The sequence below is a fragment of the Streptomyces sp. NPDC045956 genome (genome assembly GCF_056430705.1).
In genome coordinates this window covers 628,151-649,020 of sequence record NZ_JBWKKZ010000003.1, presented here as the reverse complement: position 1 = coordinate 649,020, position 20,870 = coordinate 628,151, and the positions used below count along the sequence as shown (strand labels likewise).

Below are 20,870 nucleotides of genomic sequence, written 5' to 3'. Positions count from 1 at the left end.
TCACGTCTCCTGCGGCCGCGGCTTCCTCGCCCGGCTCGGCTGTACCCGGCTGGGTTCACCCGGCATCTTCGGATACTCGGGCGGGTACGGCAGATCACCGAGCCCGTGGTCGTGCTCGTCCTTCGTCGCCAGTTCCAGCAGGGCGTCGAGGGAGAACGCCTGGTCGTCCATGCCCGCGTGCACGTCGCCGAGTTCGGCGAAGCGCGCGGGCATGGTCGTGATGTCGAAGTCCCGCGGATGCGCGACGCCCACCTCGTCCCAGGTCAGCGGTGCGGAGACCGGGGCGTTCGGGCGGGGGCGCACGGAGTAGGCGGAGGCGATGGTGCGGTCCCGGGCGGTCTGGTTGTAGTCGATGAAGATCCGCTCGCCGCGCTCCTCCTTCCACCACTTGATGGTCACCCGGTCCGGCATCCGCCGCTCCATCTCGCGCCCGACGGCGATCGCGGCGCGCCGTACCTGGGTGAAGGTCCAGCGCGGTTCGATCGGCACGAAGACGTGCAGGCCGCGCCCGCCGGAGGTCTTGGGCCAGCCCTGGAGGCCGCCGAACTCCTCCAGCACCGCCCGCAGTTCACGGGCGGCGCGGGCGGCGTCGTCGTAGTCGGTGCCGGGCTGCGGGTCGAGGTCGATGCGCAGCTCGTCGGGGTGGTCGACGTCGTCGCGGCGCACCGGCCAGGGGTGGAAGGTGAGGGTGCCGTACTGGGCGGCCCAGAGCGCCGCGGCCTCCTCGGTGGGGCACATCTCGTCGGCGCTGCGTCCGCTGGGGAAGGTGATGTGCGCGGTCGGGATCCAGTCGGGCATCCCCTTGGGGGCGCGCTTCTGGTAGAACCACTCGCCGGTGATGCCGTCCGGGTAGCGCTGGAGGGTGGTGGGCCGGTCGCGCAGGGCGCGCAGGATCCCGGGGGCGACGGCCTGGTAGTACCGGGCCACGTCGAGCTTGGTGTAGCCGTGCTCCGGGAAGAAGACCTTGCCCGGGCTGGACAGCCGCACGGTCCGTCCGCCCGCTTCCAGTTCCACCGCTTCTGCCATGCGAGCCACGGTAGGCGCACCGCGGGGACCTCGCACATCAGGCGGCGGGCCGTGCGGGCGCCGCGGCGCCGGGCCCGTACGGCCCTGACGGGCGGGGACCGGTGGCCGCTCCTACAGTCGGACCATGGATCTGCCCGTCATGCCGCCCGTGAAGCCGATGCTCGCCAAGTCCGTGGCGAAGATCCCGCCGGACATGCACTACGAGGCGAAGTGGGACGGCTTCCGGGCGATCGTGTTCCGCGACGGCGCCGAGGTCGAGCTCGGCAGCCGCACGGGCAAGCCGCTGACCAGGTACTTCCCGGAGCTGGTGGAGGCGGTGCGGGAGCGCCTGCCGGAGCGGTGCGTGGTGGACGGGGAGATCGTGATCGCTCGGGAGGGGCACCTGGACTTCGACGCGCTCACCGAGCGGATCCACCCGGCCGACTCCCGGGTGCGGACGCTCGCCGCGCGGACGCCGGCCTCGCTGGTGGTCTTCGACCTGCTGGCGCTGGACGACACGTCCCTGCTCGACGTGGCACTCACCGACCGGCGGGCGCTGCTGGTCCGGGCGCTGGCCGGGGTCACGCCGCCGGTGCACGTAACGCCGGCGACGGACGACATCGAGGTGGCCCGGCAGTGGTTCGAGCAGTACGAGGGGGCGGGGCTGGACGGTGTCGTGGCCAAGCCGCGCGATCTGCGCTACCGCCAGGACGAGCGGGCCATGTACAAGATCAAGCACGAGCGTACGGCGGACGTGGTCGTCGCCGGCTACCGCCTCCACAAGAGCGGGCCGGTGGTCGGCTCGCTGCTGCTCGGCCTCTACGACGACCGGGGCGCCCTCCAGCACGTGGGGGTGAGCGCGGCCTTCACCATGAAGCGGCGCGCCGAGCTGGTGGAGGAGCTGGAGCCGCTGCGCATGGACGAGGTGCGGGGCCATCCGTGGGCGGCCTGGGCGGAGGAGTCGGCGCACGAGTCGGCCCGGCTGCCCGGCGCCCCCAGCCGCTGGTCGGGCAAGAAGGACCTCTCCTGGGTGCCGCTGCGGCCGGAGCGGGTCGTCGAGGTGGCGTACGACCACATGGAGAACGGTGCACGGTTCCGCCACACGGCCCGCTTCCGGCGCTGGCGCCCGGACCGGACTCCTCGCAGCTGCACCTACGCGCAGCTGGAGGAGCCGGTCCGCTACGACCTCGCGGAGATCCTCGGCGGCCCGTGAGCGGCACCCGGTCCGGGGCTCACGGCTGCATCAGGACCTTGACCGCGCCGTCCTGCTTCTTCTGGAACATCTCGTACGCGTGCGGCGCGTCCGTCAGCGGCACCCGGTGGGTGGCGAAGTCGTCGACGCCGAGCGGGTCCTCGTCCGTCAGGTAGGGGATGATCTCGTCGCTCCAGCGACGGACGTTGGCCTGCCCCATCCGCATCTGGATCTGCTTGTCGAACATGGTGAGCATCGGCATCGGGTCGGCCATGCCGCCGTAGACCCCGGACAGCGAGATCGTCCCGCCGCGCCGCACCAGTTCGATGGCGGTGTAGAGGGCGGCGAGCCGGTCGACGCTGAAGCGCTCCGCCAGCTTGCCGCCGATGGCCCGGGGCATCACCGCGGCGGCCTGCTGGACCAGCTTGGCGGCGGCGCCGCCGTGCGCCTCGGTGCCGACCGCGTCGATCACGGCGTCCGGCCCACGGCCCCCGGTCTCGTCGCGGATCGCGGCGACCAGCTCCTTCTGGCTGTCGAAGGACCGCAGGTCGTACGTCTCCACGCCCCGCTCGCGGGCGCGCCGCAGCCGCTCCGGTACGAGATCCACGCCGAACACCCGCTCGGCCCCCTGGGCGCGGGCGATGCGGCAGGCCATGTCGCCGATCGGGCCGAGGCCGAGCACGGCGACGCTGCCGCCCTGCGGGACACCCGCGTACGCGACCGCCTGCCAGGCGGTGGGCAGGACGTCGGAGAGGTACACGAAGCGGTCGTCGGCCGGGCCCTCGGGCACCTTGATCGGGCCGAACTGGGCCTGCGGCACCCGCAGGTACTCGGCCTGGCCGCCGGGCACGGCGCCGTACAGCCGGGTGTAGCCGAAGAGCTGGGCGCCCATGCCCTCGCCGGTGACCTGGGTGGTCTCGCACTGGGTCGGCAGGCCGGTGCCGCACATGTGGCAGTGCCCGCACGCGATCTGGAACGGCACCACGACCCGGTCACCGGGCTTGAGACCGGTCACCTCGGCGCCGACCTCCTCCACGATGCCCATGGGCTCGTGGCCGAGGATGTCCCCCGGTGTCATGAACGGCGTGAGCACCTCGTACAGGTGCAGGTCGGAGCCGCACAACCCGGTCGAGGTGACGCGGATGACCGCGTCCGTCGGCTCCTGGATCCTGGGGTCGGGCACCTCCTCCACCCGCACGTCCCGCTTGCCCTGCCATGTCACTGCCTTCATCGCCTCGCGCTCCCTCCGTCGCCCCGTGCGGGCCGGTCCTGCGTGGCGGCCGGGTACCCGGCCGCCCTCCACCGAACCGCCCGCCGCCCTCGTCGCCGCCGCCGGTTTCGTCCGAACAGCGGATCATGTGCCCCGCAGCGCGCGCCGCACCAGATTCGGTCGGGTATGGCGCTAAATGCTCCTAGAAGCACACAATCAAGGACAGAGGACGGTCGGGCGGTGGTCGGAATGCGACGAAGGAAGCACAGGCGGCGGGGCGGCGCGCTGCTCACCGCGGCGCTGGCGGTCTCCCTGGGGGCTGCCTGCACGGCCGGGCCCGGGGCGGGCGACGACCGGAGGGCGCCGGAGGTGGAACGGTCGCAGGCCACGGAGAGGTCACAGACCGCGGAGAGCCCGGCCCCGGTGCTGGCCGTGAAGGTCGACAACGTCCCCGCCTCCCGCCCCCAGTCGGGTCTGGCGGCCGCGGACGTGGTCTACGTGGAGCCGGTGGAGGCCGGGCTGAGCCGTCTGATGGCCATCTACGCGACGGAACTGCCCGAGTCGGTGGGTCCGGTGCGCAGCGCCCGCGAGTCGGACCTGGAGCTGCTGCGCCAGTTCGACCGGCCGACGCTCGCCTTCTCCGGCGCGCAGGGCAGGCTGCTGCCGCTCATCGACGAGGCGCCGCTGCGCGCGGAGCCGCCCGGCGAGGAGACCGACGCCTATGTGCGCGACGAGGACCGGGCCGCCCCGCACAACCTGTATCTGCGCCCCGGCCGGCTGCTGCCCGAGCCTCCCGGCGCCGACGCTCTGACCACGGGGTTCCGCTTCGGCGAGGCTCCCGGCGGTGGCCGCGCCGAGTCCTCGCGCACGGTGCGCTACCCCTCGGCCTCCTTCGGCTTCACCTGGTCCGAGAGCCGTGAGCGCTGGCTGGTGGCCATGGACGGGGCTCCGGCCCGGACGGCCGACGGGGGGCGCCTGGCACCGGCGACGGTCGTCGTGCAGCACGTGAAGGTGCGCGAGTCCGCCTTCGGTGACTTCCGGGGCAACAACTCGCCCTACGTCGAGTCGGTGGGCTCCGGCGCGGCCGAGGTGCTGCGCGACGGGCGCGCGTACGACGCGACCTGGAAGCGCGGCGCGGCCGCGGACGGCACGTCCTTCACCGGCGAGGACGGCGCACCGCTGGAGTTCGCCGAGGGGCAGGTGTGGGTGGTGTTCGTCGACGCGGCGAAGGAGGCCTGATCAGCTCGGGGCCACCACGGGCCCGGCCGGGTCGCGGAGGCCTTCGGCGGCGTCCGCCACCCGGCGGATGAGGGCGAAGAAGACGGCCTGCTCCTCGGCGGCGAGCGGGGCGAGGAAGACCTGGTTCATCCTGGCCGTGCGCACCGCCAGCTTGCGGTGGGCGCGCAGGCCCTCCTCGGTCGGACGCAGCAGGAAGCGGCGGCCGTCCTGCGGGTCGCGGACCTTGTCCAGCAGCCCGCGGCGGCCGAGCCTGCTGATCACCTCGGCGATGGTGGAGCGGTCCAGGCCGACCCGCTCCCCCGCCGTGCGCTGGTCCAGGCCCGGCTCGGCGACCAGGGCGTTGAGGACCGCGAACTGCGGCGAGGTGACCTCCTCCGAGACCATCGTGTTCCACAGCAGGTAGTGCGCCTGCTGCAGCCGCCGGGCCAGGTGCCCGGGATGGGTGGTCAGGTCGACCGCCGCCATGTGCACTCCAGTGGTCATTTCTGTTGGTGCACTGACGATACATCGGGCGGACGACCGCTGTCCGTTGCCCCGACGGACGATCTACCTCGTCTTTTTCCGGCTCTTGACGCCCGGCTGGTCCGGTGGCAGCGTGTGGGGCACCTCGCTGAAATACTCAGTGCCCTGATTAATCGGCGATCGGTTCACGGTCCGGGGCGCTTGGAAGAGATGGGGCTTCTCGGATGGACAAGGTGGTGGCCACAGCCGCCGGGGCCGTGGCCGACGTGCCGGACGGCGCGTCGCTGGCGGTGGGCGGCTTCGGGCTGAGCGGTGTGCCGAACGTGCTGATCCAGGCGCTGTACGAGCGCGGGACCGGCGGGCTCTCGGTCGTCTCCAACAACTGCGGGGCGATGGAGTCCGGGCTGGCGGTGCTGCTGGCCGCGGGGCGGATCGCGCGGGTGACCGGGTCCTACATCGGCGCGAACAAGGAGTTCGCGCGGCAGTACCTGGGCGGGGAGCTGGAGGTGGAGATGATCCCGCAGGGCACGCTGGCCGAGCGGCTGCGGGCCGGCGGGGCCGGTATCCCCGCCTTCTACACCCCGGCCGGGGTCGGCACCCAGGTCGCCGAGGGCGGGCTGCCGTGGCGCTACGACGGCTCCGGCGGGGTCGCCCTGGCCTCGCCGCCCAAGGAGGTCCGCGAGTTCGACGGCACGCCGTACGTGCTGGAGCACGGCATCCGCACCGACTTCGCGCTGGTGCGGGCGGCGAAGGGCGACCGGCACGGGAACCTGGTGTTCAACAAGTCGTCGCGGAACTTCAACCCGCTGGCGGCGATGGCCGGCCGGGTGACCGTCGCCGAGGTGGAGGAACTGGTCGAGCCCGGCGCGATCGACCCGGACGCGGTGCACCTGCCGGGGATCTTCGTGCAGCGGGTCGTCGCGCTGACGGCGGAGCAGGCGGCGGACAAGAGGATCGAGCGGCGGACGGTGAGTTCCTGATGGCGTGGACCCGTGAGGAGATGGCCGCGCGGGCGGCCCGGGAGCTGCGGGACGGGCAGTACGTCAACCTCGGCATCGGCCTGCCGACGCTGATCCCCAACTACCTCCCCGAGGGCGTGGAGGTGACCCTGGAGTCCGAGAACGGCATCCTGGGCACCGGCCGCTACCCCACCGAGGCCGAGGTGGACCCCGACCTGATCAACGCCGGCAAGGAGACCGTGACGGTCCTGCCGGGCGCCTCCTTCTTCGACTCGGCGCTCTCCTTCGGCATGATCCGGGGCGGGCACATCGACGTCGCCGTGCTGGGCGCGATGCAGGTCTCGGCCTCGGGCGACCTGGCGAACTGGGCGGTCCCCGGAAAGATGATCACCGGGATCGGCGGGGCGATGGACCTCGTCCACGGCGCCCGCACCGTCATCGTCGTCATGACCCACACCGCCAAGGACGGCTCGCCCAAGATCCTCGAGGAGTGCGCGCTGCCGCTCACCGGCAGGGCGTGTGTGGACCGGGTCATCACCGACCTCGGCGTCCTGGACGTCACCGGTGAGGGCCTGGTGCTGGTGGAGACCGCGCCGGGCGTGAGCGTCGACGAGGTCGTCGCCCGGACCGATGCCGGACTCGTCGTCCCGGAGGACGTGAAGTGAAGGACGTCTACATCGTCGACGCGGTGCGCACCCCGTTCGGCAGGTACAACGGCTCTCTCGCGGGCGTACGCCCCGACGACCTGGCCGCGCACGCCGTCCGCGAGCTCCTCGCCCGGACGCCCGCCCTGGAACCGTCCCGCATCGAGGACGTGTACTTCGGCAACGCCAACGGCGCCGGCGAGGAGAACCGCAACGTCGCCCGCATGGCCGCCCTGCTGGCCGGTCTGCCCACCACGGTCCCCGGCGTCACCGTCAACCGCCTGTGCGCCTCCGGGCTCGAAGCGGTGATCCAGGCCGCGCGTGCCGTCGCCGTGGGAGACGCGTCGATCGTCCTGGCGGGCGGGGTGGAGTCGATGACCCGGGCGCCGTACGTGCTGCCCAAGTCGGACCGGCCCTTCCCCGCCGGACACGCCGAGCTGTACTCGACCACCCTGGGCTGGCGCATGGTCAACCCGCGGATGGACCCGCAGTGGACCGTCCCCCTCGGCGAGAGCGCGGAACTGATCGCCGACAAGCACGGCATCTCGCGGGAGCGGCAGGACGAGTACGCCCTCGCCTCCCACCGCAAGGCCGCCCGCGCGCAGGCCGCCGGGCTGTTCGACGCCGAGCTGGCACCCGTCCCGGTGCCGCGACGCAAGGGCGGCGCGGTGGACTTCGCCGCCGACGAGTGCGTACGCCCCGACGCCTCCCTGGAGGCGATGGCGAAGCTGCGGCCGTCCTTCCGCACCGCCGACGGCACCGTCACCGCCGGCAACGCCTCGCCGCTCAACGACGGCGCCGCGGCGCTCCTGCTCGTGGACGACGAGGGGCTGCGGGCCACCGGCCGCGAGCCGCTCGCCCGGATCTCCGCCACCGGCGTCTCGGCGACCGACCCGCAGTTCTTCGGGCTCGCCCCCGTCCAGGCCGTCGAGCGCGCCCTCGCCAGGGCCGGCCGGACCTTCGCCGACCTGGACGTCCTCGAACTCAACGAGGCGTTCGCCGCCCAGGTGCTGGGCTGTGTCGCCGAGTGGCCCGACTTCGACCCGGCGGTCCTCAACCCCCAGGGCGGAGCCATCGCGCTCGGCCACCCCCTCGGCGCCTCCGGTGCCCGCCTCGCCGGCACCGTCGCCCACCAGCTCGCCCGCAGGGGCGGCGGCACCGGCGTCGCCACCCTCTGCATCGGTGTCGGCCAGGGCCTCGCCCTCGTCCTCGACCGCTAGCCACCACGGGAACCCCCATGACTCTCACCCAGCACGACATCGACGCGGAGATCGCGGCCGAACGCGCCGCCTACGGCCGGCGCGTCGCCGACGGCGCGCCCGTCGAGCACCACCCGCGCCGCGACTACGCCCCCTACCGCTCCTCGGTGCTGCGCCACCCGAAGCAGCCGCCGGTCGCCATCGACGTCACCAAGGACCCCGAGCTGGTGGAGCTGTCCTCCCCCGCCTTCGGGGAGCGGGACCTCACCGGGATCGACAACGACCTGACCCGGCAGCACCACGGGGAGCCGATCGGCGAGCGCATCACCGTCTCCGGCCGGCTCCTCGACCGCGACGGCAAGCCCGTGCGCGGCCAGCTGGTGGAGATCTGGCAGGCGAACTCGGCCGGGCGCTACGCCCACCAGCGCGAGCAGCACGACGCGCCGCTGGACCCGAACTTCACCGGCGTCGGCCGCACCCTCTCCGACGACGACGGCCGCTACCGCTTCACCACCGTCCAGCCGGGCCCGTACCCGTGGCGCAACCACGTCAACGCCTGGCGCCCGGCGCACATCCACTTCTCGGTGTTCGGCTCGGCCTTCACCCAGCGGCTCGTGACGCAGATGTACTTCCCGAACGACCCGCTGTTCCCGTACGACCCGATCCTGCACTCCGTCACGGACGACGCGGCGCGGCAGCGGCTGATCGCGGCCTACGACCACAGCCTGTCCGTGCCCGAGTTCTCGCTCGGCTACCACTGGGACATCGTGCTCGACGGCCCGAACGCCACCTGGATCGAAGAAGGACGCTGACCCGCCATGACGAAGACCGACCCGGGCCGCCCGGAGCACGTGCTGCCCACCCCCTCGCACACCGTCGGCCCGTTCTACGGGTACGCGCTGCCCTTCCCGGGCGGCGAGGACATCGCACCCCTCGGGCACCCGGACACGATCACCGTGCACGGGTACGTGTACGACGGTGCGGGCGAGCCGCTGCCGGACGCCCTCGTGGAGCTGTGGGGGCCCGGCCCGGACGGCGCGCTGCCCACGGCCGACGGCTCGATGCGGCGCGACCCGGCCTCCGGGGGCTTCCTCGGCCGCAACGGCGTGGAGTTCACCGGCTTCGGCCGCATCCAGACCGACGTGAACGGCCACTGGTACGCGCGGACGCTGCGGCCCGGGGCGCGCGGGCGCAACGCGCCCTACGTCAGCGTGTGCGTGTTCGCACGCGGCCTGCTCGTGCACCTGTTCACCCGGATCTACCTGCCGGGCGACGAGGCGCCGCTCGCCGCGGACCCGCTGCTGTCCCGGGTGGACCCGGAGCGCCGCGGGACGCTGATCGCCGCCGACGAGGGCCACGGGACGTACCGTTTCGACATCCGCCTTCAGGGCGAAGGCGAGACGGTCTTCCTGGAGTTCCAGTGACATCTGCTCCCGAAGCGCACGACGCGGGCCTGCTCGCCCCCGGGTGGGCGGGCGCCCCGGCCGCCGAGGCGACCGGCGACCGCGCCTGGCTGCGGGCCCTGCTCGACGCGGAGGCGGCCCTGACCCGGGCCCAGGCCGGCCTGGGGCTCGCTCCCGCCGAGGCGGCGAACGCGGTGACCGCGGCGGCCGACCCGGCCGGTTTCGACGCCCGCTCGCTGGCCGAGCGCGCCCGCGGCGGCGGGAATCCGGTGATCCCGCTGGTGGCCGACCTGACGAAGGCGGTCGGCGAGGAGTACGGGCCGTACGTGCACCGGGGCGCGACCAGCCAGGACATCCTGGACTCGGCGGCGATGCTGGTCGCCGCCCGCACCCTGGACCTGCTGCTGCCCGACCTCGCACGCACCGCACGGGCGCTGGCCCGGCTGGCCGCCGAGCACCGGGACACGGCGATGCCGGGCCGGACACTGACCCAGCACGCCGTGCCGACGACCTTCGGGCTGAAGGCGGCGGGCTGGCGCGCGCTGGTGCTCGACGCGCGCGACCGCGTCACGTCCGTGCGCGAGGCACTGCCCGCCCAGCTCGGCGGCGCGGCCGGCACGCTGGCCGCCTTCGGGGCGTACGGCGCCCCGGACCCGACCGCGCTGCCCGCCGCGTACGCCCGTGAACTCGGCCTGAAAGAACCGCCGTTGCCCTGGCACGCCCTGCGCACCCCCGTCGCCGACCTGGCCGGCTGCCTGGCCTTCACCGCCGGGGCGCTCGGGAAGATCGCGGCGGACGTACTGACCCTGTCCCGCACCGAGCTGGGCGAGGTCGTCGAGGGCAGCGGCGGCGGCTCGTCCGCGATGCCGCACAAGGCGAACCCCGTACGGGCCACGCTGATCGCCGCGGCCGCCCGGCGGGCGCCGCAGCTCGCGGCCACGCTGTACGGCTCGCTGGCGGCCGAGGACGAGCGGCCGGCCGGCGCCTGGCACGCCGAGTGGGAGCCGCTGCGGGACCTGCTGCGGCTGACCGCGGGCGCGGCCCGGGACGCCGCCGAGCTGGCCGAGGGGCTGCGGGTGCACCCGGAGGCGATGCGCGCACACCTCGGTCTCACGCACGGCCTGATCGTGACCGAGCGGCTCTCCGCCGAACTGGCTCCGGTGCTCGGCCGGGCCCGCGCCAGGCAGTTGCTCACGGAGCTGGCCCGACGGACGTACACCGAGCGGCGCGATCTGGCCGGACTGCTCGCGGAGGTTCCGGAGTTGTCCGGCCTCGATCTCGTCTCCCTGACCGACCCCGCCCGCTACACCGGCTCCGCCGGAGCCCTGACCGACCGTGCACTGGAGCGACCTTGACCCTGCTCAACCACCTGTCCGAAGGCCCCGCCACCGCTCCCCCGCTGCTGCTGGGGCCCTCGCTGGGCACCTCGTACGCATTGTGGGACGAGGTGGCGCCCGAGCTGTCCGTCGGGCACCGGGTGATCCGCTGGGACCTGCCGGGTCACGGAGGTTCGGCCGCCGGCCTGATCGGGCCGGGCGCCACGGTCGGGGACCTCGCCGGGCTGGTGCTCGCGCTCGCCGACTCGCTCGGGGTGGAGCGCTTCGCCTACGCCGGGGTGTCGCTGGGCGGTGCGGTGGGGCTGCACCTGGCCGTGCACCATCCGGACCGGGTGTCCTCGCTGGCCGTTCTCTGCTCCTCGGCGCACTTCAACGGCGCCCGGGCGTGGGAGGAACGGGCCGCGGCGGTGCGGGCCGAGGGGCTGGCGCGGCTCGCGGACGGCGCCGCCGACCGCTGGTTCACCCCGGGGTTCACCGTGCCGCGGCTGGTCCGCGACCACCGGGAAGCCGACCCCGGGGCGTACGCCGCCTGCTGCGACGCCCTGGCCGCCTTCGACCTGCGGGACCGGCTCGGCGCGATCGGGGCGCCGACCCTGCTGATCGCGGGCCGGGAGGACCCGGCCACACCCCCCGCCCACCTGCGGGAGATCGCCGACGCCGTACCGGGCGCCACGCTGACCGAGCTGCCGGGGGCCTCGCACCTGGCGCCCGCCGAGCGCCCCGAGGCGGTACTGACCGCGCTGCGGGCCCACTTCGGCGGTGACGCCCGGCGCGGCATGGCGGTACGGCGCGAGGTGCTGGGCGACGCGCACGTGGACCGGGCGCAGGGGCGGCAGACCCCCTTCACCGCCCGCTTCCAGGACTTCATCTCGCGTTACGCCTGGGGTGAGATCTGGACCGACGAGACGCTCTCGCGGCGCGAGCGCAGCATGATCACGCTGACGGCGCTGGTGGCGCACGGCCACTACGAGGAGCTGGCCATGCACGTACGGGCGGCGCGGCGCAACGGGCTGACGCCGGACGAGATCGGCGCGGTCCTCCTCCAGACGGCGGTGTACTGCGGGGTCCCGGCGGCGAACTCGGCGTTCGCGGCGGCCCAGCGGGTCCTGGCCGAGGACGACGACTCAGCCGGCTGACCTCGCGCGGGTGGGGCCTGCGGGCGGGCCGGTCCTAGCCCACGTGTCCCGCCGCCAGGGCCTCGCCGGCCCGGGCCGCCAGTCCGTCGGCGCCGCACGACTCGGCCAGGGCGAGGCCGCGGCGCAGCTCCTCCTCCGAGCGGGCGGCGATGCCGTACTCGACGCGGGCGGCGGCGTGCTCGTACTGGCAGGGCGAGGCTTCCAGGTAGGCGACGGCCTGTGCGGCGAGGCGTACCGCGCGCTGGCCGGTCTCCAGGGCGGCGGCGCAGCGCAGGGCCTCTCCTATCGCGGTGTCGGTGCCGAACCGCTCGGCCTGGCGGCGGGCGTCGGTGACGAGCCGGGCGGCGCGGCCGGGGTCCTCCGTGGCGAGGGCCCGGGCCAGCTCGGTCGCCCAGGGGTGCACGACGGGGTTGTGCCGGCCGCGGGCGGCCGCCGCCTTCTCGGCGGTCTCCAGCTCGTTGACGCCCTCCTTGGTGCGGCCGGTCGCGAGCAGCAGCCGCGCCCGCACGGGCCGCGGGTCGGGCAACACGATCGTGGACGGGTACGGCGGGTCGAAGCCGTACCGGTCGGCGACGGAACGGGCCTCCTCGACATGGCCGCGGGCGAGCAGGGTGTCGATCAGGTTGCAGGTCGCGGACCAGTACAGCGGGAGGCCGCGGCCGACCCGTTCGGCGAGGCGCAGCGATTCCCGCAGGGACTTCTCGGCCTCCCGGAGCCGGCCCCGCCTGCGGTGGCCGAGGCCGACGTAGGCGTGCGCGAGAGCGAGGTGGCCGCCGCTCCAGCCCGCGGTCTCGTAGGAGCTGAGGGCTTCGGTGAACAGGGCCTCGGCGCGGTCGAGCCGGTCGGTGTACGCGTAGCAGTTGGCCAGCATCATCGGCAGTTCCAGACCCCACTCGGTGTCGGTCCAGCCGAGTCCGGCGGCGAGGCGGCCGTTGACGAGGGCACGGTCGCACAGCTCGGCGACCTCCTCGGCGTTCTCACCGCGGGTCATGGCGTCGAAGCCGCGCAGGATGAGCAGGGCGCGCTCCGCGTTGTCGCGGCCGGTGCAGGTGGCGGCGAGTTCGGCGAGGCGCTCGGACCGTCCGGGCGAGGAGGGCTCGCCGGGGTGGATGCCCTCCCACATGTACTGGACGGCCTGGAGCCGCAGCCGCACGGACGGGTCCGGGTTGCGGGCCGCCTCCGCCTGGACGGTGCGCACGGCCTCCTCCAGCTGGTCGTTGTGGAGGAGTGCCTCGGAGAGCCGGAAGAGGGCGTTGACGCGCTGCTCGCCGTCCAGGCCCGGCAGGGCGAGGGCGGTGCGCAGGTGGCCGATGGTGGTGGCGGGCGCGGTGAGCAGGGTGGCGCAGCCCAGTTCGTAGAGGACCCGTGCGTGCATCTCGGGCAACGGCGGTTCGTCCAGGGCGCGTTCGAGGCAGCGGCGGGCCGCGTCGGGGGCGCCGACGGCGAGGTGCTCGCGGGCCGCCTCGCGCAGTTGATCCACCACCTCCGGGTCGTCGTCGGGGTGCACCTGGAGCAGATGGCGGGAGGCCGCCGCGGCGCCGAGACCGGAGTCGGTGACCAGCTGGGCCGCTATGCCGTGCATCGCCGTGCGCAGCGCGTCGGGGATGGAGTTGTACACGGCGCTGGCGATCAGCGGATGGACGAACTCCAGGTCGCCCGCGTCCGGCTGCGGGGCGCCGGGGTCGGGCTCGGTCAGGATGCGTGCGTTGCACAGCAGTTCGGCGCAGCGGGCGGCGTCGTCGCGGTCGAGGGTGGCGAGCCGGGCCACCATGCCGACGGTGATGCCGCCGCCGAGGATGGCGGCGGCCCAGGCGAAGCGGGTGGAGTCGACGCCGAGTTGCTCCAGGCGGGCGACGAGGCCACCGCCGCGCGCGGCGCGGTTCAGCGCGCGCAGCTCGTCGGCCTGGGCCTCCACCGGTTCCATCTCGCTGTCCTGGACCTTGGCGAGGAGTTCGACGGTCTCGTAGGGATTGCCGCCGGTGACGGCCCACACCTCGCGGCAGAACGCGGCGTCGGCGTGGGCGCCCAGCGTGGCGCGGGTGAGACCGGCCGCGGCCGCCGGGGTGAGGGCGTTCAGCGGGGCCAGCGGCCGGCCCGCGGCGGCGACGGCGTCCAGGTGGCGGGCGCTGTCCCCGACGACCTCGCCGGGGCGGCGGGCGACGACGATCAGGATCGAGGTCTCGTCGAGCCGTTCGGCGAGCGCGGCGAGCCAGCGCAGGGTCTCCTGGTCGGCCCAGTGGGCGTCGTCGATCAGCAGGACCAGGGGCCACTCCCGGCGGGCGAGGCGGCGCACGGCGGCGACCAGACCGTCGCACACACCCTGCGGGTCGGCCTGCCGCTCGCCGGGGTCGGCAATGCCGAGGGCGGGGCCCGCGATGTCGTACCAGTCGCCGAGGTACTCCCGCGCCTCCTCCGGGAGCATCGACACCAGTGCGGGCTGGAGCAGTTGACGCACCACGTTGAAGGGGACGGACCTGAGGGTCTCGCCGCCGCGCGCCGACCAGACGGTGCAGCCCTGGGCCTCGGCGATGCGGCGGGTCTCGGTGAGCAGCGCGGTCTTGCCCAGTCCGGCCTCGCCCCGGGCCACCAGCAGGATGCCGGAGGAGGAGCGGTCCGCCCGCAGGGTCTCCACCGCCCGTGTGATGGTGGCGACTTCCTCGTCGCGCTCCCAGAGGGAGGCCGAGGGGGCGGCCCTCCGCCGTACCTCCGTCATCCCGCTACCTCCCCGAGTCGCCCGAATGACGTACTGCCCCTGAGCCTATCCGTCGGATCGCGCGCGTGGTGGGCGGTCCGGACAGCAGTTGCCGTGAGGGGTGACATGCGGTAAAGCGCGGACGACGCCGCGGGTCCGTCATCAGCGGAGGAGCGGGGCGGCGTCCGTCAACCCGCCGCGGGCGCGGGGGGCCGGCGCCGTGCCGGGGCCGGGCCTCTCATCGGGCTTTCACCGACGCCTCATACGGTGGGGCCATGACGCAGGCGACTCCCCCCGGGTGGTACCCGGACCCCGGGCAGAAGAACGACGGCCCCGCCACCGAGCGCTGGTGGGACGGCAAGGTGTGGACGGACCAGGTCCGCCCCGCGGGACAGGCCGCCGCATGGGGGCCGCCGCCCGCCCAGCGGCCGGCCGAGCAGCCCGGTCAGCAACCGGCCCAGCAACCGGCTCAGCAACCGGCCCAGCAACCGGCTCAGCAACCGGCTCAGCAACCGGCTCAGCAACCGGCTCACGACGGTGTGCCCGGGCCGTATCCCGTGCATCCCGGTTATCCGGGGTTTCCCGTACAGCCGCCGTCCGCGCGGCGGCGCCGGCTGCGGGTCGGCATAGCCGTCGCGACGGCCGTGGTCATGCTGACCGGCATAGGCGTGGGCGTGTACGTGCTGGCCGACGGCGGTTCGGGCGGCGGCAGCGCGTCCTCGCCGCAGGACCGGCGCGGACCCGGCGGGCAGGACAACCCGTTCGGCGGCTCGGGCGGGGGCGGCGGGGGCGGCGAGTCGCCCGCACCGGACTCGCCGGGCGGATCGGAGCCGCCCACGATCGACAGCGGCTCCGTCACGGACCCGGTCAGCGGGATCAGCCTGCCCATCCCGGACGGCTGGTCCGGGCAACAGCTGCAGGTCGGTGCGACGGTGACGTCGGACGACAGCTACAAGTGCCCCGGCGACACCTCCAACACCTGCACCAAGGGCGGCGCCTACTCGGCCCCCGCCGTGGTGCTCGGCACCAAGGGCGGCACCGCCGAGGAGGTCGCCAAGGCCGACATCGAGGCGAACGCCGAGGAGTCCTACGGCGGCGAGTCCTACGGCGGGATCACCTCGCACGACGAACTGGCCTCCAAGGCGGTCACGGTCGCCGGGCAGAAGGGCTGGCTGGTCCGCTGGAAGGCGGTCACCAGCAAGGGCGCCGACGGCTACGTCGAGTCGCTGGCCTTCCCCTCGCCCGCCGACCCCGAGCGCATCGTCGTGGTCCGCTTCGGTGTCGACACCGAGGAGGGGCAGTCGGTCATCGACGAGATCACCGGGGGGATCGAGGTGGACTCCTCCGGGGGCGGCGGCGACGGTCAGGACGTCTGACCGGACCGGTACGGCAGTCGGCCGGGTGGGGCGCCCTTCCGCTCAGAAGGCGTCCCACCCGGCCGGGGTGCGCGCCGCCCCCGTCCCCACGGTGCGGCGCGAGCAGGCCGCCGTCCAGTCATCCCGTGGACGGCGGCCTGAGTCTCAGGGGAGGCCCAGCGCCGGCAGCACGACGGCCTCCACGAAGCGCACGAGGTACGCGGCGTCGGCCTGCTCGCCCTCGACGACCGGCCGCATCCGCAGCATGCCGAACATCTGGGCCGGCACGTACTCCAGCGCCGGGTGGCCGGCCTCGACCTCTCCCCGGTCGACCCCGCGCCGGAGGATCTCCCGGAGCGCGGCGATCTCCGGCTCCACGAGCGCCTCGCGCAGCGCGCACTGGAGTTCCGGGTCCTGCATGACCGAGTGGCCGAGCGCCTGGAGCAGCCCGGTGTCCTTTCCGGCGCCCTCCCCCGCCGCCCGGGCCGCCTGGCGCAGGTCCTCGGCGAGCGACCCGGTGTCGATGCCGGTGAAGCGCACCCGGCGCTGCGAGCGCAGGGCCGCGGCGACGAACTGGGGCTTGGTCCTCCACTGCCGGTAGAGCGTGGACTTGCTGCACCGGGTGCTGGCGGCGATGCCCTCCATGGTGACGGCGTCGTAGCCACAGGTCCGGATCTGTTCGAGCACGGCGTCGAAGAACTCCTGCTCGCGCTCGGGCGTGAGCTTGGAGCGGCGCGACGCGCCGACCGTGTCCGGTCGGTCCTCGGCCTGCGACGTCATCGGCTCTGCTCCTCACTCAAGCGGCGGTACAGCTGCGGTACAGAGGCACTCCAGGAGCCGGTGCTCCAGTGGATGCCATGACCATCGACACGTCAGTGTACCGGTACCCAAGCGTATCGGTACACTTCCGTATCGGTACACTTCCGTATCGGAACGGGTTCGTATCGATGATCACTGTCACACACCTCCGTTCCTGTGCGTCATACACCTGTGGACCGCACGCACCACCGTCAGCGAAGGGGCCGGGGGATGAATGCCCGTACCGAGCCTGTACAAGCCGGGCCCGACGCGCCCGCGCGACCGCCGCTCGTCCGTGAGCTCCTGCTCGTGGCCGGGCTCTTCCTCGTGTACAAGCTCGGCCGGCAACTGGTGGCCGGCCACACCCCGGAGGCCTTCCGCAACGCCCACCGCGTGTGGGACTGGGAACGCGCGCTCCGGCTGCCCGACGAAGGCACGGTGCAGTCCCTGCTCCTGCACGGCGACGCCCTGATCCACACGGCGAACACCTACTACGCCGTCGTCCACTTCCCGGCCACCGCGGCACTGCTGGTCTGGCTCTACCTGCGGCGGCCGGCCCATTACGTCTGGGCCCGGCGGGTGCTGGCCGCGGTGACCGGGGCCGCGCTGGCGCTGCACCTGCTCTTCCCGCTCGCCCCGCCGCGCATGCTGGGCGCCACCGGCCTGATCGACACTGCCCGGGTGTTCGGTCCCTCGGTCTACGGTCCGCCGCGCACCGACCAGGTGTCGAACCAGTTCGCGGCGATGCCCTCCCTGCACTTCGGCTGGGCCCTGATGCTGGCGGTCGCCCTGATCGTCGCGACCCGGTCGCGCCTGCGGTGGCTGTGGCTGCTGCATCCGCTGGTGACGCTGCTGGTGATCGTGGGCACGGCCAACCACTACTGGCTCGACGTCGTCGTGGCCGCGGCCCTGCTCGGTCTCGCGCTGGCGGTGGTCCGGCCGCGCCACGGGAGCCGGCCTCGGTGCGCCGCGGTGCGCGGACCGGAGTACCGGCGCCGGGCGGCCCAGCGTCGCCGGCCCGAGCTGGTCGGGGCGGGCCGGTGAACGCCGCGCTGGTCGCCGTCCTGCTGTCCCTGGTCTCCGCGTGCGCCTACGCCGCCGCGGCCGTCGCCCAGGAACGGCTGGCCGCCCGCAGCGCGGGTGCCGGCGCGCTCCGTCTGCTGGCGTCCGGTGCCTGGTGGTGGGCGGTCGCGCTCAACGCGTCGGCGGCGCTGCTGCACGTCGTGGCCCTGCGGTACGGCCCGCTCACGGTGGTCCAGCCCCTCGGTGCGCTGACCCTGGTGGCGGCGGTGCCGCTGGGAGCGCGGCTGGCGGGCCGGCGGGTGAGCGCGGTCGAGTGGCGGGGCACCGGACTGACCCTGCTCGGGCTGGGCGCGCTGCTGCTGACCGCGTCCGGGCCCGCGCCCGACGACGTGCTGAGCGTGCCCGAGGCGGTGGCGGTCTCCGGCGTGACGGCCGCCCTGATCGGCATGCTCGCCTGGCCCGGCGCCCGGCCGGGGCTCCGGCACGCGACGGCGTCCGGCATCGCCTCCGGGGTCGCCTCGGCGCTCACCCAGACCGTCACGGTCGCCGCCACGGACGGTTCGGGTCCGCTGCTGGACGCCCGGGTGATCGAGGTGGCCGTGCTGGTGGCCGCCTTCGCGGTGGGCGGACTGCTGCTGTCGCAGACGGCCTACAGGGGCGGTCTGGGTGCTCCGCTGGCGGTGGTGACGCTGGCCAATCCGGTGGCCGCCGCGGTGATCGGGCTGTCGCTGCTCGGTGAACGGCTGCGGGGCGGCGCCGGCGGTGTGCTGCTCGCGCTGACCGGTGCGGCGCTGGCCGCCTGGGGCGTCGTGCAGCTCAGCCGGGCGACGCCCGGGCGGCCCGAACCCGCCGGTGCACCGGCCACCGCGCAGCCGGCGGCGGCGACGCCGACCGGACGGCGGGCACGGGGCCCGGCCGAGCCGCCGGGACCGGCGCAGGCCGGACCGGCGCATGCCACACCGCTGCAGGCCGGACCGGCGCATGCCACACCGCTGCAGGCCGGGCCGGCGCTGGTGCCCCGCCAGCCCGGGCCGGGGCACCTCACGCGGCTGTAGCCGCCGTCCGCCACCCGTCAGTCGGTGACGATCGCCGGGTCGCTCACCCCCGGCCGTCCGTTCTCGACATGGCCGGCGAAGCGCCGCAGGAAGGCGGGGTCGGCCTCGGAGGTGACCGTCACGTCGTACCAGCGGCGGCTGCGCGCGAGGTCGACGGTGTGGTGCACGGTCGCCCCGGCCCGCACGGTGACGGTCGCGGGCCGGCCGCCGTAGGCGTTCGCGACCCGCAGCCGGACCGTGCCGCTACCGGTGTTGGTCACGGTCAGCCGGACGTCGTCACCGGTGTGCCGGGCGGTGACCTCGGGCCCGGAGACCTTGTTGCGGCCCCGGAAGACGCGCAGGAAGCCGTTGGGGCCGTGCACCGTCAGGTCGTAGGAGCCGGCGGAGTACGCGGAGTTCCAGGTGTCCGCGATGCTCTTGCCGGCCTCCGTGGTGTAGGTCCAGGGGCCGTCGGTGCGGTTGCCGGAGGTGACGAGGAAGGCGGCCCCGGCTCCGGCACCGGAGGCGAACGCCAGCGTGAACTTCCCGGCCGCCGCGTCCACGGTGCCGTCCACGTGCGGGGCGTAGCGCAGCGGGCGGGCGGGGCGCAGGCCGCGTTCCTGCCGGGGCATGTCCGGGTCCGCGGGCGGGGTGGGACGGTAGTCGGGGTGGCGTCCGCGGTCCGGCGGCTCGTAGGCGTCGGTGTCCGGCAGGCCGGCCGGGCGGCTGTCGTGCCGCGAGAAGTCGAAGGCGGAGGTCAGGTCGCCGCAGACGGCGCGGCGCCACGGCGAGATGTTCGGCTCCCGGACGCCGAAGCGGCGCTCCATGAACCGGACGACCGAGGTGTGGTCGAAGGTCTCGGAACAGACGAAGCCGCCCTTCGACCACGGGGAGACGACCAGCATGGGCACGCGCGGGCCGAGCCCGTAGAAGCCCTCACGGTGCTTCGCGCTGCCCTTGAAGACGTCCAGGGAGACGTCGACGGTGGACAGGCCCTGCGCGGCGGACTTCGGCGGCAGCGGCGGCACCAGGTGGTCGAAGAAGCCGTCGTTCTCGTCGTACGTGATGAAGAGCGCGGTCCTGGCCCACACCGCCGGGTTGGAGGTGAGCGCGTCCAGGACCTGGGAGATGTACCAGGCGCCGTAGTTCGAGGGCCAGTTGGAGTGCTCGGAGAACGCCTCCGGGGCGGCGATCCAGGAGACCTTCGGCAGCCGGCCGGCCTTGACGTCGGCGCGGAGCCGGTCGAAGTAGCCCTCGCCGCTCTTCGCGTCGGTGCCGGTGCGGGCCTTGTCGTACCAGGGGTCGCCGGGCTTCGCGTTGCGGTACTTGTTGAAGTACAGCAGGGAGTTGTCGCCGTAGTTCCCGCGGTAGGCGTCGTCGATCCAGCCCCAGGAGCCGGCCGCGTCCAGGCCGTCGCCGATGTCCTGGTAGATCTTCCAGGAGATCCCGGCCTCCTCCAGGCGCTCGGGGTACGTCGTCCAGTCGTAGCCGAGTTCGTCGTTGCCGAGGACCGGGCCGCCGCCCGTGCCGTCGTTGCCCGTGTGCCCCGACCACAGGTAGTAGCGGTTGGGGTCGGTGGAGCCGATGAAGGAGCAGTGGTAGGCGTCGCAGACGGTGAAGGTGTCGGCGAGGGCGTAGTGGAAGGGGATGTCCTCCCGGGTCAGGTACGCCATGGTCGTGGTGCCCTTGGCGGGCAGCCACCGGTCGTACTTGCCGTTGTGGTAGGCGTCCTGGCCGTCGGACCAGCCGTGCGGCAGCCCTTCCAGGAACTGCATGCCGAGGTCGTCCGCCTCCGGGTGGAAGGGCAGCACCTCGGTGCCGTCCCCCTTGGGCTGGTGCCAGACCGACCTGCCGCTGTCGAGCCGGACCGGGTGCGGGTCGCCGAAGCCGCGGACGCCCTTGAGCCGGCCGAAGTAGTGGTCGAAGGAACGGTTCTCCTGCATCAGGACGACGATGTGCTCGACGTCCTCGATCGTCCCCGAGCGGTGGTCGGCCGGGAGCGCGGCGGCCCGCTCGATGCTGGCCGACAGTGCGCTGAACGCCGTGGTGGCGCCCGCGACCTGGAGGAATCGGCGCCGGTTGACTTCGGGCATGGGGTGTAGGGCCTCTCGCCTCGGGGGGAAACAACCGGCGGGACGGTGCCGGGTGATGACGTCATGCGCGCGAAAGGAGTGTTCCAGGA

18 protein-coding genes are annotated in these 20,870 nt (G+C 74.0%); 12 read left to right on the top strand and 6 right to left on the bottom strand.

The window, feature by feature from the left end; all coding sequences use genetic code 11:
- Entirely contained in the window at positions 1-1,026 is a 1,026-nt protein-coding gene (gene ligD / locus AC07FV_RS11825; RefSeq protein ID WP_479086565.1) for a non-homologous end-joining DNA ligase, read from the bottom strand.
- 124 nt (positions 1,027-1,150) lie between these two features.
- Here ligD and AC07FV_RS11820 point away from each other — a divergent pair, with 124 nt between their 5' ends.
- The gene (locus AC07FV_RS11820; RefSeq protein ID WP_479086564.1) at positions 1,151-2,218 is read left to right on the top strand and encodes an ATP-dependent DNA ligase; all 1,068 of its coding nucleotides are present in this window, start codon (positions 1,151-1,153) and stop codon (positions 2,216-2,218) included.
- Positions 2,219-2,237: 19 nt separating this feature from the next.
- On the opposite strand, the gene AC07FV_RS11815 is transcribed toward AC07FV_RS11820, so the two are convergent.
- Positions 2,238-3,428, bottom strand: a complete 1,191-nt coding sequence (locus AC07FV_RS11815; protein WP_479086563.1) for a zinc-dependent alcohol dehydrogenase — start codon at positions 3,426-3,428, stop codon at positions 2,238-2,240.
- A gap of 228 nt (positions 3,429-3,656) precedes the next feature.
- On the opposite strand from AC07FV_RS11815, the gene AC07FV_RS11810 reads away from it, so the two are divergent.
- Positions 3,657-4,646, top strand: coding sequence for a DUF3048 domain-containing protein (locus tag AC07FV_RS11810; protein ID WP_479086562.1), 990 nt, complete (start codon positions 3,657-3,659; stop codon positions 4,644-4,646).
- Here the strand turns inward: AC07FV_RS11810 and AC07FV_RS11805 are convergent, their stop codons facing one another.
- Positions 4,647-5,111, bottom strand: coding sequence for a MarR family winged helix-turn-helix transcriptional regulator (locus tag AC07FV_RS11805; RefSeq protein WP_479086653.1), 465 nt, complete (start codon positions 5,109-5,111; stop codon positions 4,647-4,649).
- 221 nt (positions 5,112-5,332) lie between these two features.
- Here AC07FV_RS11805 and AC07FV_RS11800 point away from each other — a divergent pair, with 221 nt between their 5' ends.
- From AC07FV_RS11800 to pcaDC, 7 genes are read left to right on the top strand one after another with little or no spacing between them, the layout of a single operon-like run.
- Positions 5,333-6,088, top strand: coding sequence for a CoA transferase subunit A (locus AC07FV_RS11800; protein ID WP_479086560.1), 756 nt, complete (start codon positions 5,333-5,335; stop codon positions 6,086-6,088).
- The gene (locus AC07FV_RS11795; RefSeq protein ID WP_479086559.1) at positions 6,088-6,732 is read left to right on the top strand and encodes a CoA transferase subunit B; all 645 of its coding nucleotides are present in this window, start codon (positions 6,088-6,090) and stop codon (positions 6,730-6,732) included. The genes AC07FV_RS11800 and AC07FV_RS11795 overlap by 1 nt, the downstream gene beginning before the upstream one ends.
- Positions 6,729-7,931, top strand: coding sequence for a thiolase family protein (locus tag AC07FV_RS11790; RefSeq protein ID WP_479086557.1), 1,203 nt, complete (start codon positions 6,729-6,731; stop codon positions 7,929-7,931). Before AC07FV_RS11795 ends, AC07FV_RS11790 begins: the two co-directional genes overlap by 4 nt.
- Before the next feature lie 17 nt (positions 7,932-7,948).
- A complete protein-coding gene (gene pcaH, locus AC07FV_RS11785) occupies positions 7,949-8,722 on the top strand; it encodes a protocatechuate 3,4-dioxygenase subunit beta (protein ID WP_479086556.1) in 774 nt (257 codons plus the stop codon).
- 6 nt (positions 8,723-8,728) lie between these two features.
- Positions 8,729-9,334, top strand: a complete 606-nt coding sequence (gene pcaG / locus AC07FV_RS11780; RefSeq protein ID WP_479086555.1) for a protocatechuate 3,4-dioxygenase subunit alpha — start codon at positions 8,729-8,731, stop codon at positions 9,332-9,334.
- Positions 9,331-10,668 (top strand): 3-carboxy-cis,cis-muconate cycloisomerase, encoded by a 1,338-nt coding sequence (gene pcaB, locus AC07FV_RS11775; RefSeq protein WP_479086554.1) that lies wholly within the window; start codon positions 9,331-9,333, stop codon positions 10,666-10,668. The genes pcaG and pcaB overlap by 4 nt, the downstream gene beginning before the upstream one ends.
- Positions 10,665-11,786: a bifunctional 3-oxoadipate enol-lactonase/4-carboxymuconolactone decarboxylase PcaDC gene (gene pcaDC / locus AC07FV_RS11770; protein ID WP_479086553.1), complete on the top strand. Its 1,122-nt coding sequence runs from the start codon at positions 10,665-10,667 to the stop codon at positions 11,784-11,786. The genes pcaB and pcaDC overlap by 4 nt, the downstream gene beginning before the upstream one ends.
- A gap of 34 nt (positions 11,787-11,820) precedes the next feature.
- On the opposite strand, the gene AC07FV_RS11765 is transcribed toward pcaDC, so the two are convergent.
- The gene (locus AC07FV_RS11765) at positions 11,821-14,499 is read right to left on the bottom strand and encodes an ATP-binding protein (RefSeq protein ID WP_479086552.1); all 2,679 of its coding nucleotides are present in this window, start codon (positions 14,497-14,499) and stop codon (positions 11,821-11,823) included.
- Between the two features lie 254 nt (positions 14,500-14,753).
- Here AC07FV_RS11765 and AC07FV_RS11760 point away from each other — a divergent pair, with 254 nt between their 5' ends.
- On the top strand, positions 14,754-15,854 hold the full coding sequence (locus AC07FV_RS11760; protein ID WP_479086550.1) for a DUF2510 domain-containing protein: 1,101 nt from the start codon (positions 14,754-14,756) through the stop codon (positions 15,852-15,854).
- A gap of 144 nt (positions 15,855-15,998) precedes the next feature.
- Here the strand turns inward: AC07FV_RS11760 and AC07FV_RS11755 are convergent, their stop codons facing one another.
- Positions 15,999-16,613: a TetR/AcrR family transcriptional regulator gene (locus tag AC07FV_RS11755; protein WP_383643540.1), complete on the bottom strand. Its 615-nt coding sequence runs from the start codon at positions 16,611-16,613 to the stop codon at positions 15,999-16,001.
- A 249-nt stretch (positions 16,614-16,862) separates the two neighbouring features.
- On the opposite strand from AC07FV_RS11755, the gene AC07FV_RS11750 reads away from it, so the two are divergent.
- Both AC07FV_RS11750 and AC07FV_RS11745 read left to right on the top strand, forming a co-directional pair.
- Positions 16,863-17,675: a phosphatase PAP2 family protein gene (locus AC07FV_RS11750; RefSeq protein WP_479086548.1), complete on the top strand. Its 813-nt coding sequence runs from the start codon at positions 16,863-16,865 to the stop codon at positions 17,673-17,675.
- Positions 17,672-18,709, top strand: a complete 1,038-nt coding sequence (locus tag AC07FV_RS11745) for a DMT family protein (RefSeq protein WP_479086547.1) — start codon at positions 17,672-17,674, stop codon at positions 18,707-18,709. The genes AC07FV_RS11750 and AC07FV_RS11745 overlap by 4 nt, the downstream gene beginning before the upstream one ends.
- Positions 18,710-18,726: 17 nt before the next feature.
- Here the strand turns inward: AC07FV_RS11745 and AC07FV_RS11740 are convergent, their stop codons facing one another.
- Positions 18,727-20,781 (bottom strand): phosphocholine-specific phospholipase C, encoded by a 2,055-nt coding sequence (locus AC07FV_RS11740; RefSeq protein ID WP_479086546.1) that lies wholly within the window; start codon positions 20,779-20,781, stop codon positions 18,727-18,729.
- Positions 20,782-20,870 lie beyond the last annotated feature (89 nt).

What these genes read in the sequence shown, in the direction of transcription:
- AC07FV_RS11760 (WP_479086550.1), top strand. Translation starts at nt 14,754, where the DNA reads ATGACGCAGGCGACTCCCCCCGGGTGGTACCCGGACCCCGGGCAGAAG.
- AC07FV_RS11800 (WP_479086560.1), top strand. Translation starts at nt 5,333, where the DNA reads ATGGACAAGGTGGTGGCCACAGCCGCCGGGGCCGTGGCCGACGTGCCG.
- AC07FV_RS11815 (WP_479086563.1), bottom strand. Translation starts at nt 3,428, where the DNA reads ATGAAGGCAGTGACATGGCAGGGCAAGCGGGACGTGCGGGTGGAGGAG.
- AC07FV_RS11795 (WP_479086559.1), top strand. Translation starts at nt 6,088, where the DNA reads ATGGCGTGGACCCGTGAGGAGATGGCCGCGCGGGCGGCCCGGGAGCTG.
- AC07FV_RS11765 (WP_479086552.1), bottom strand. Translation starts at nt 14,499, where the DNA reads ATGACGGAGGTACGGCGGAGGGCCGCCCCCTCGGCCTCCCTCTGGGAG.
- pcaH (WP_479086556.1), top strand. Translation starts at nt 7,949, where the DNA reads ATGACTCTCACCCAGCACGACATCGACGCGGAGATCGCGGCCGAACGC.
- AC07FV_RS11750 (WP_479086548.1), top strand. Translation starts at nt 16,863, where the DNA reads ATGAATGCCCGTACCGAGCCTGTACAAGCCGGGCCCGACGCGCCCGCG.
- AC07FV_RS11755 (WP_383643540.1), bottom strand. Translation starts at nt 16,613, where the DNA reads ATGACGTCGCAGGCCGAGGACCGACCGGACACGGTCGGCGCGTCGCGC.
- AC07FV_RS11740 (WP_479086546.1), bottom strand. Translation starts at nt 20,781, where the DNA reads ATGCCCGAAGTCAACCGGCGCCGATTCCTCCAGGTCGCGGGCGCCACC.
- pcaG (WP_479086555.1), top strand. Translation starts at nt 8,729, where the DNA reads ATGACGAAGACCGACCCGGGCCGCCCGGAGCACGTGCTGCCCACCCCC.
- AC07FV_RS11820 (WP_479086564.1), top strand. Translation starts at nt 1,151, where the DNA reads ATGGATCTGCCCGTCATGCCGCCCGTGAAGCCGATGCTCGCCAAGTCC.
- AC07FV_RS11810 (WP_479086562.1), top strand. Translation starts at nt 3,657, where the DNA reads ATGCGACGAAGGAAGCACAGGCGGCGGGGCGGCGCGCTGCTCACCGCG.
- ligD (WP_479086565.1), bottom strand. Translation starts at nt 1,026, where the DNA reads ATGGCAGAAGCGGTGGAACTGGAAGCGGGCGGACGGACCGTGCGGCTG.
- AC07FV_RS11805 (WP_479086653.1), bottom strand. Translation starts at nt 5,111, where the DNA reads ATGGCGGCGGTCGACCTGACCACCCATCCCGGGCACCTGGCCCGGCGG.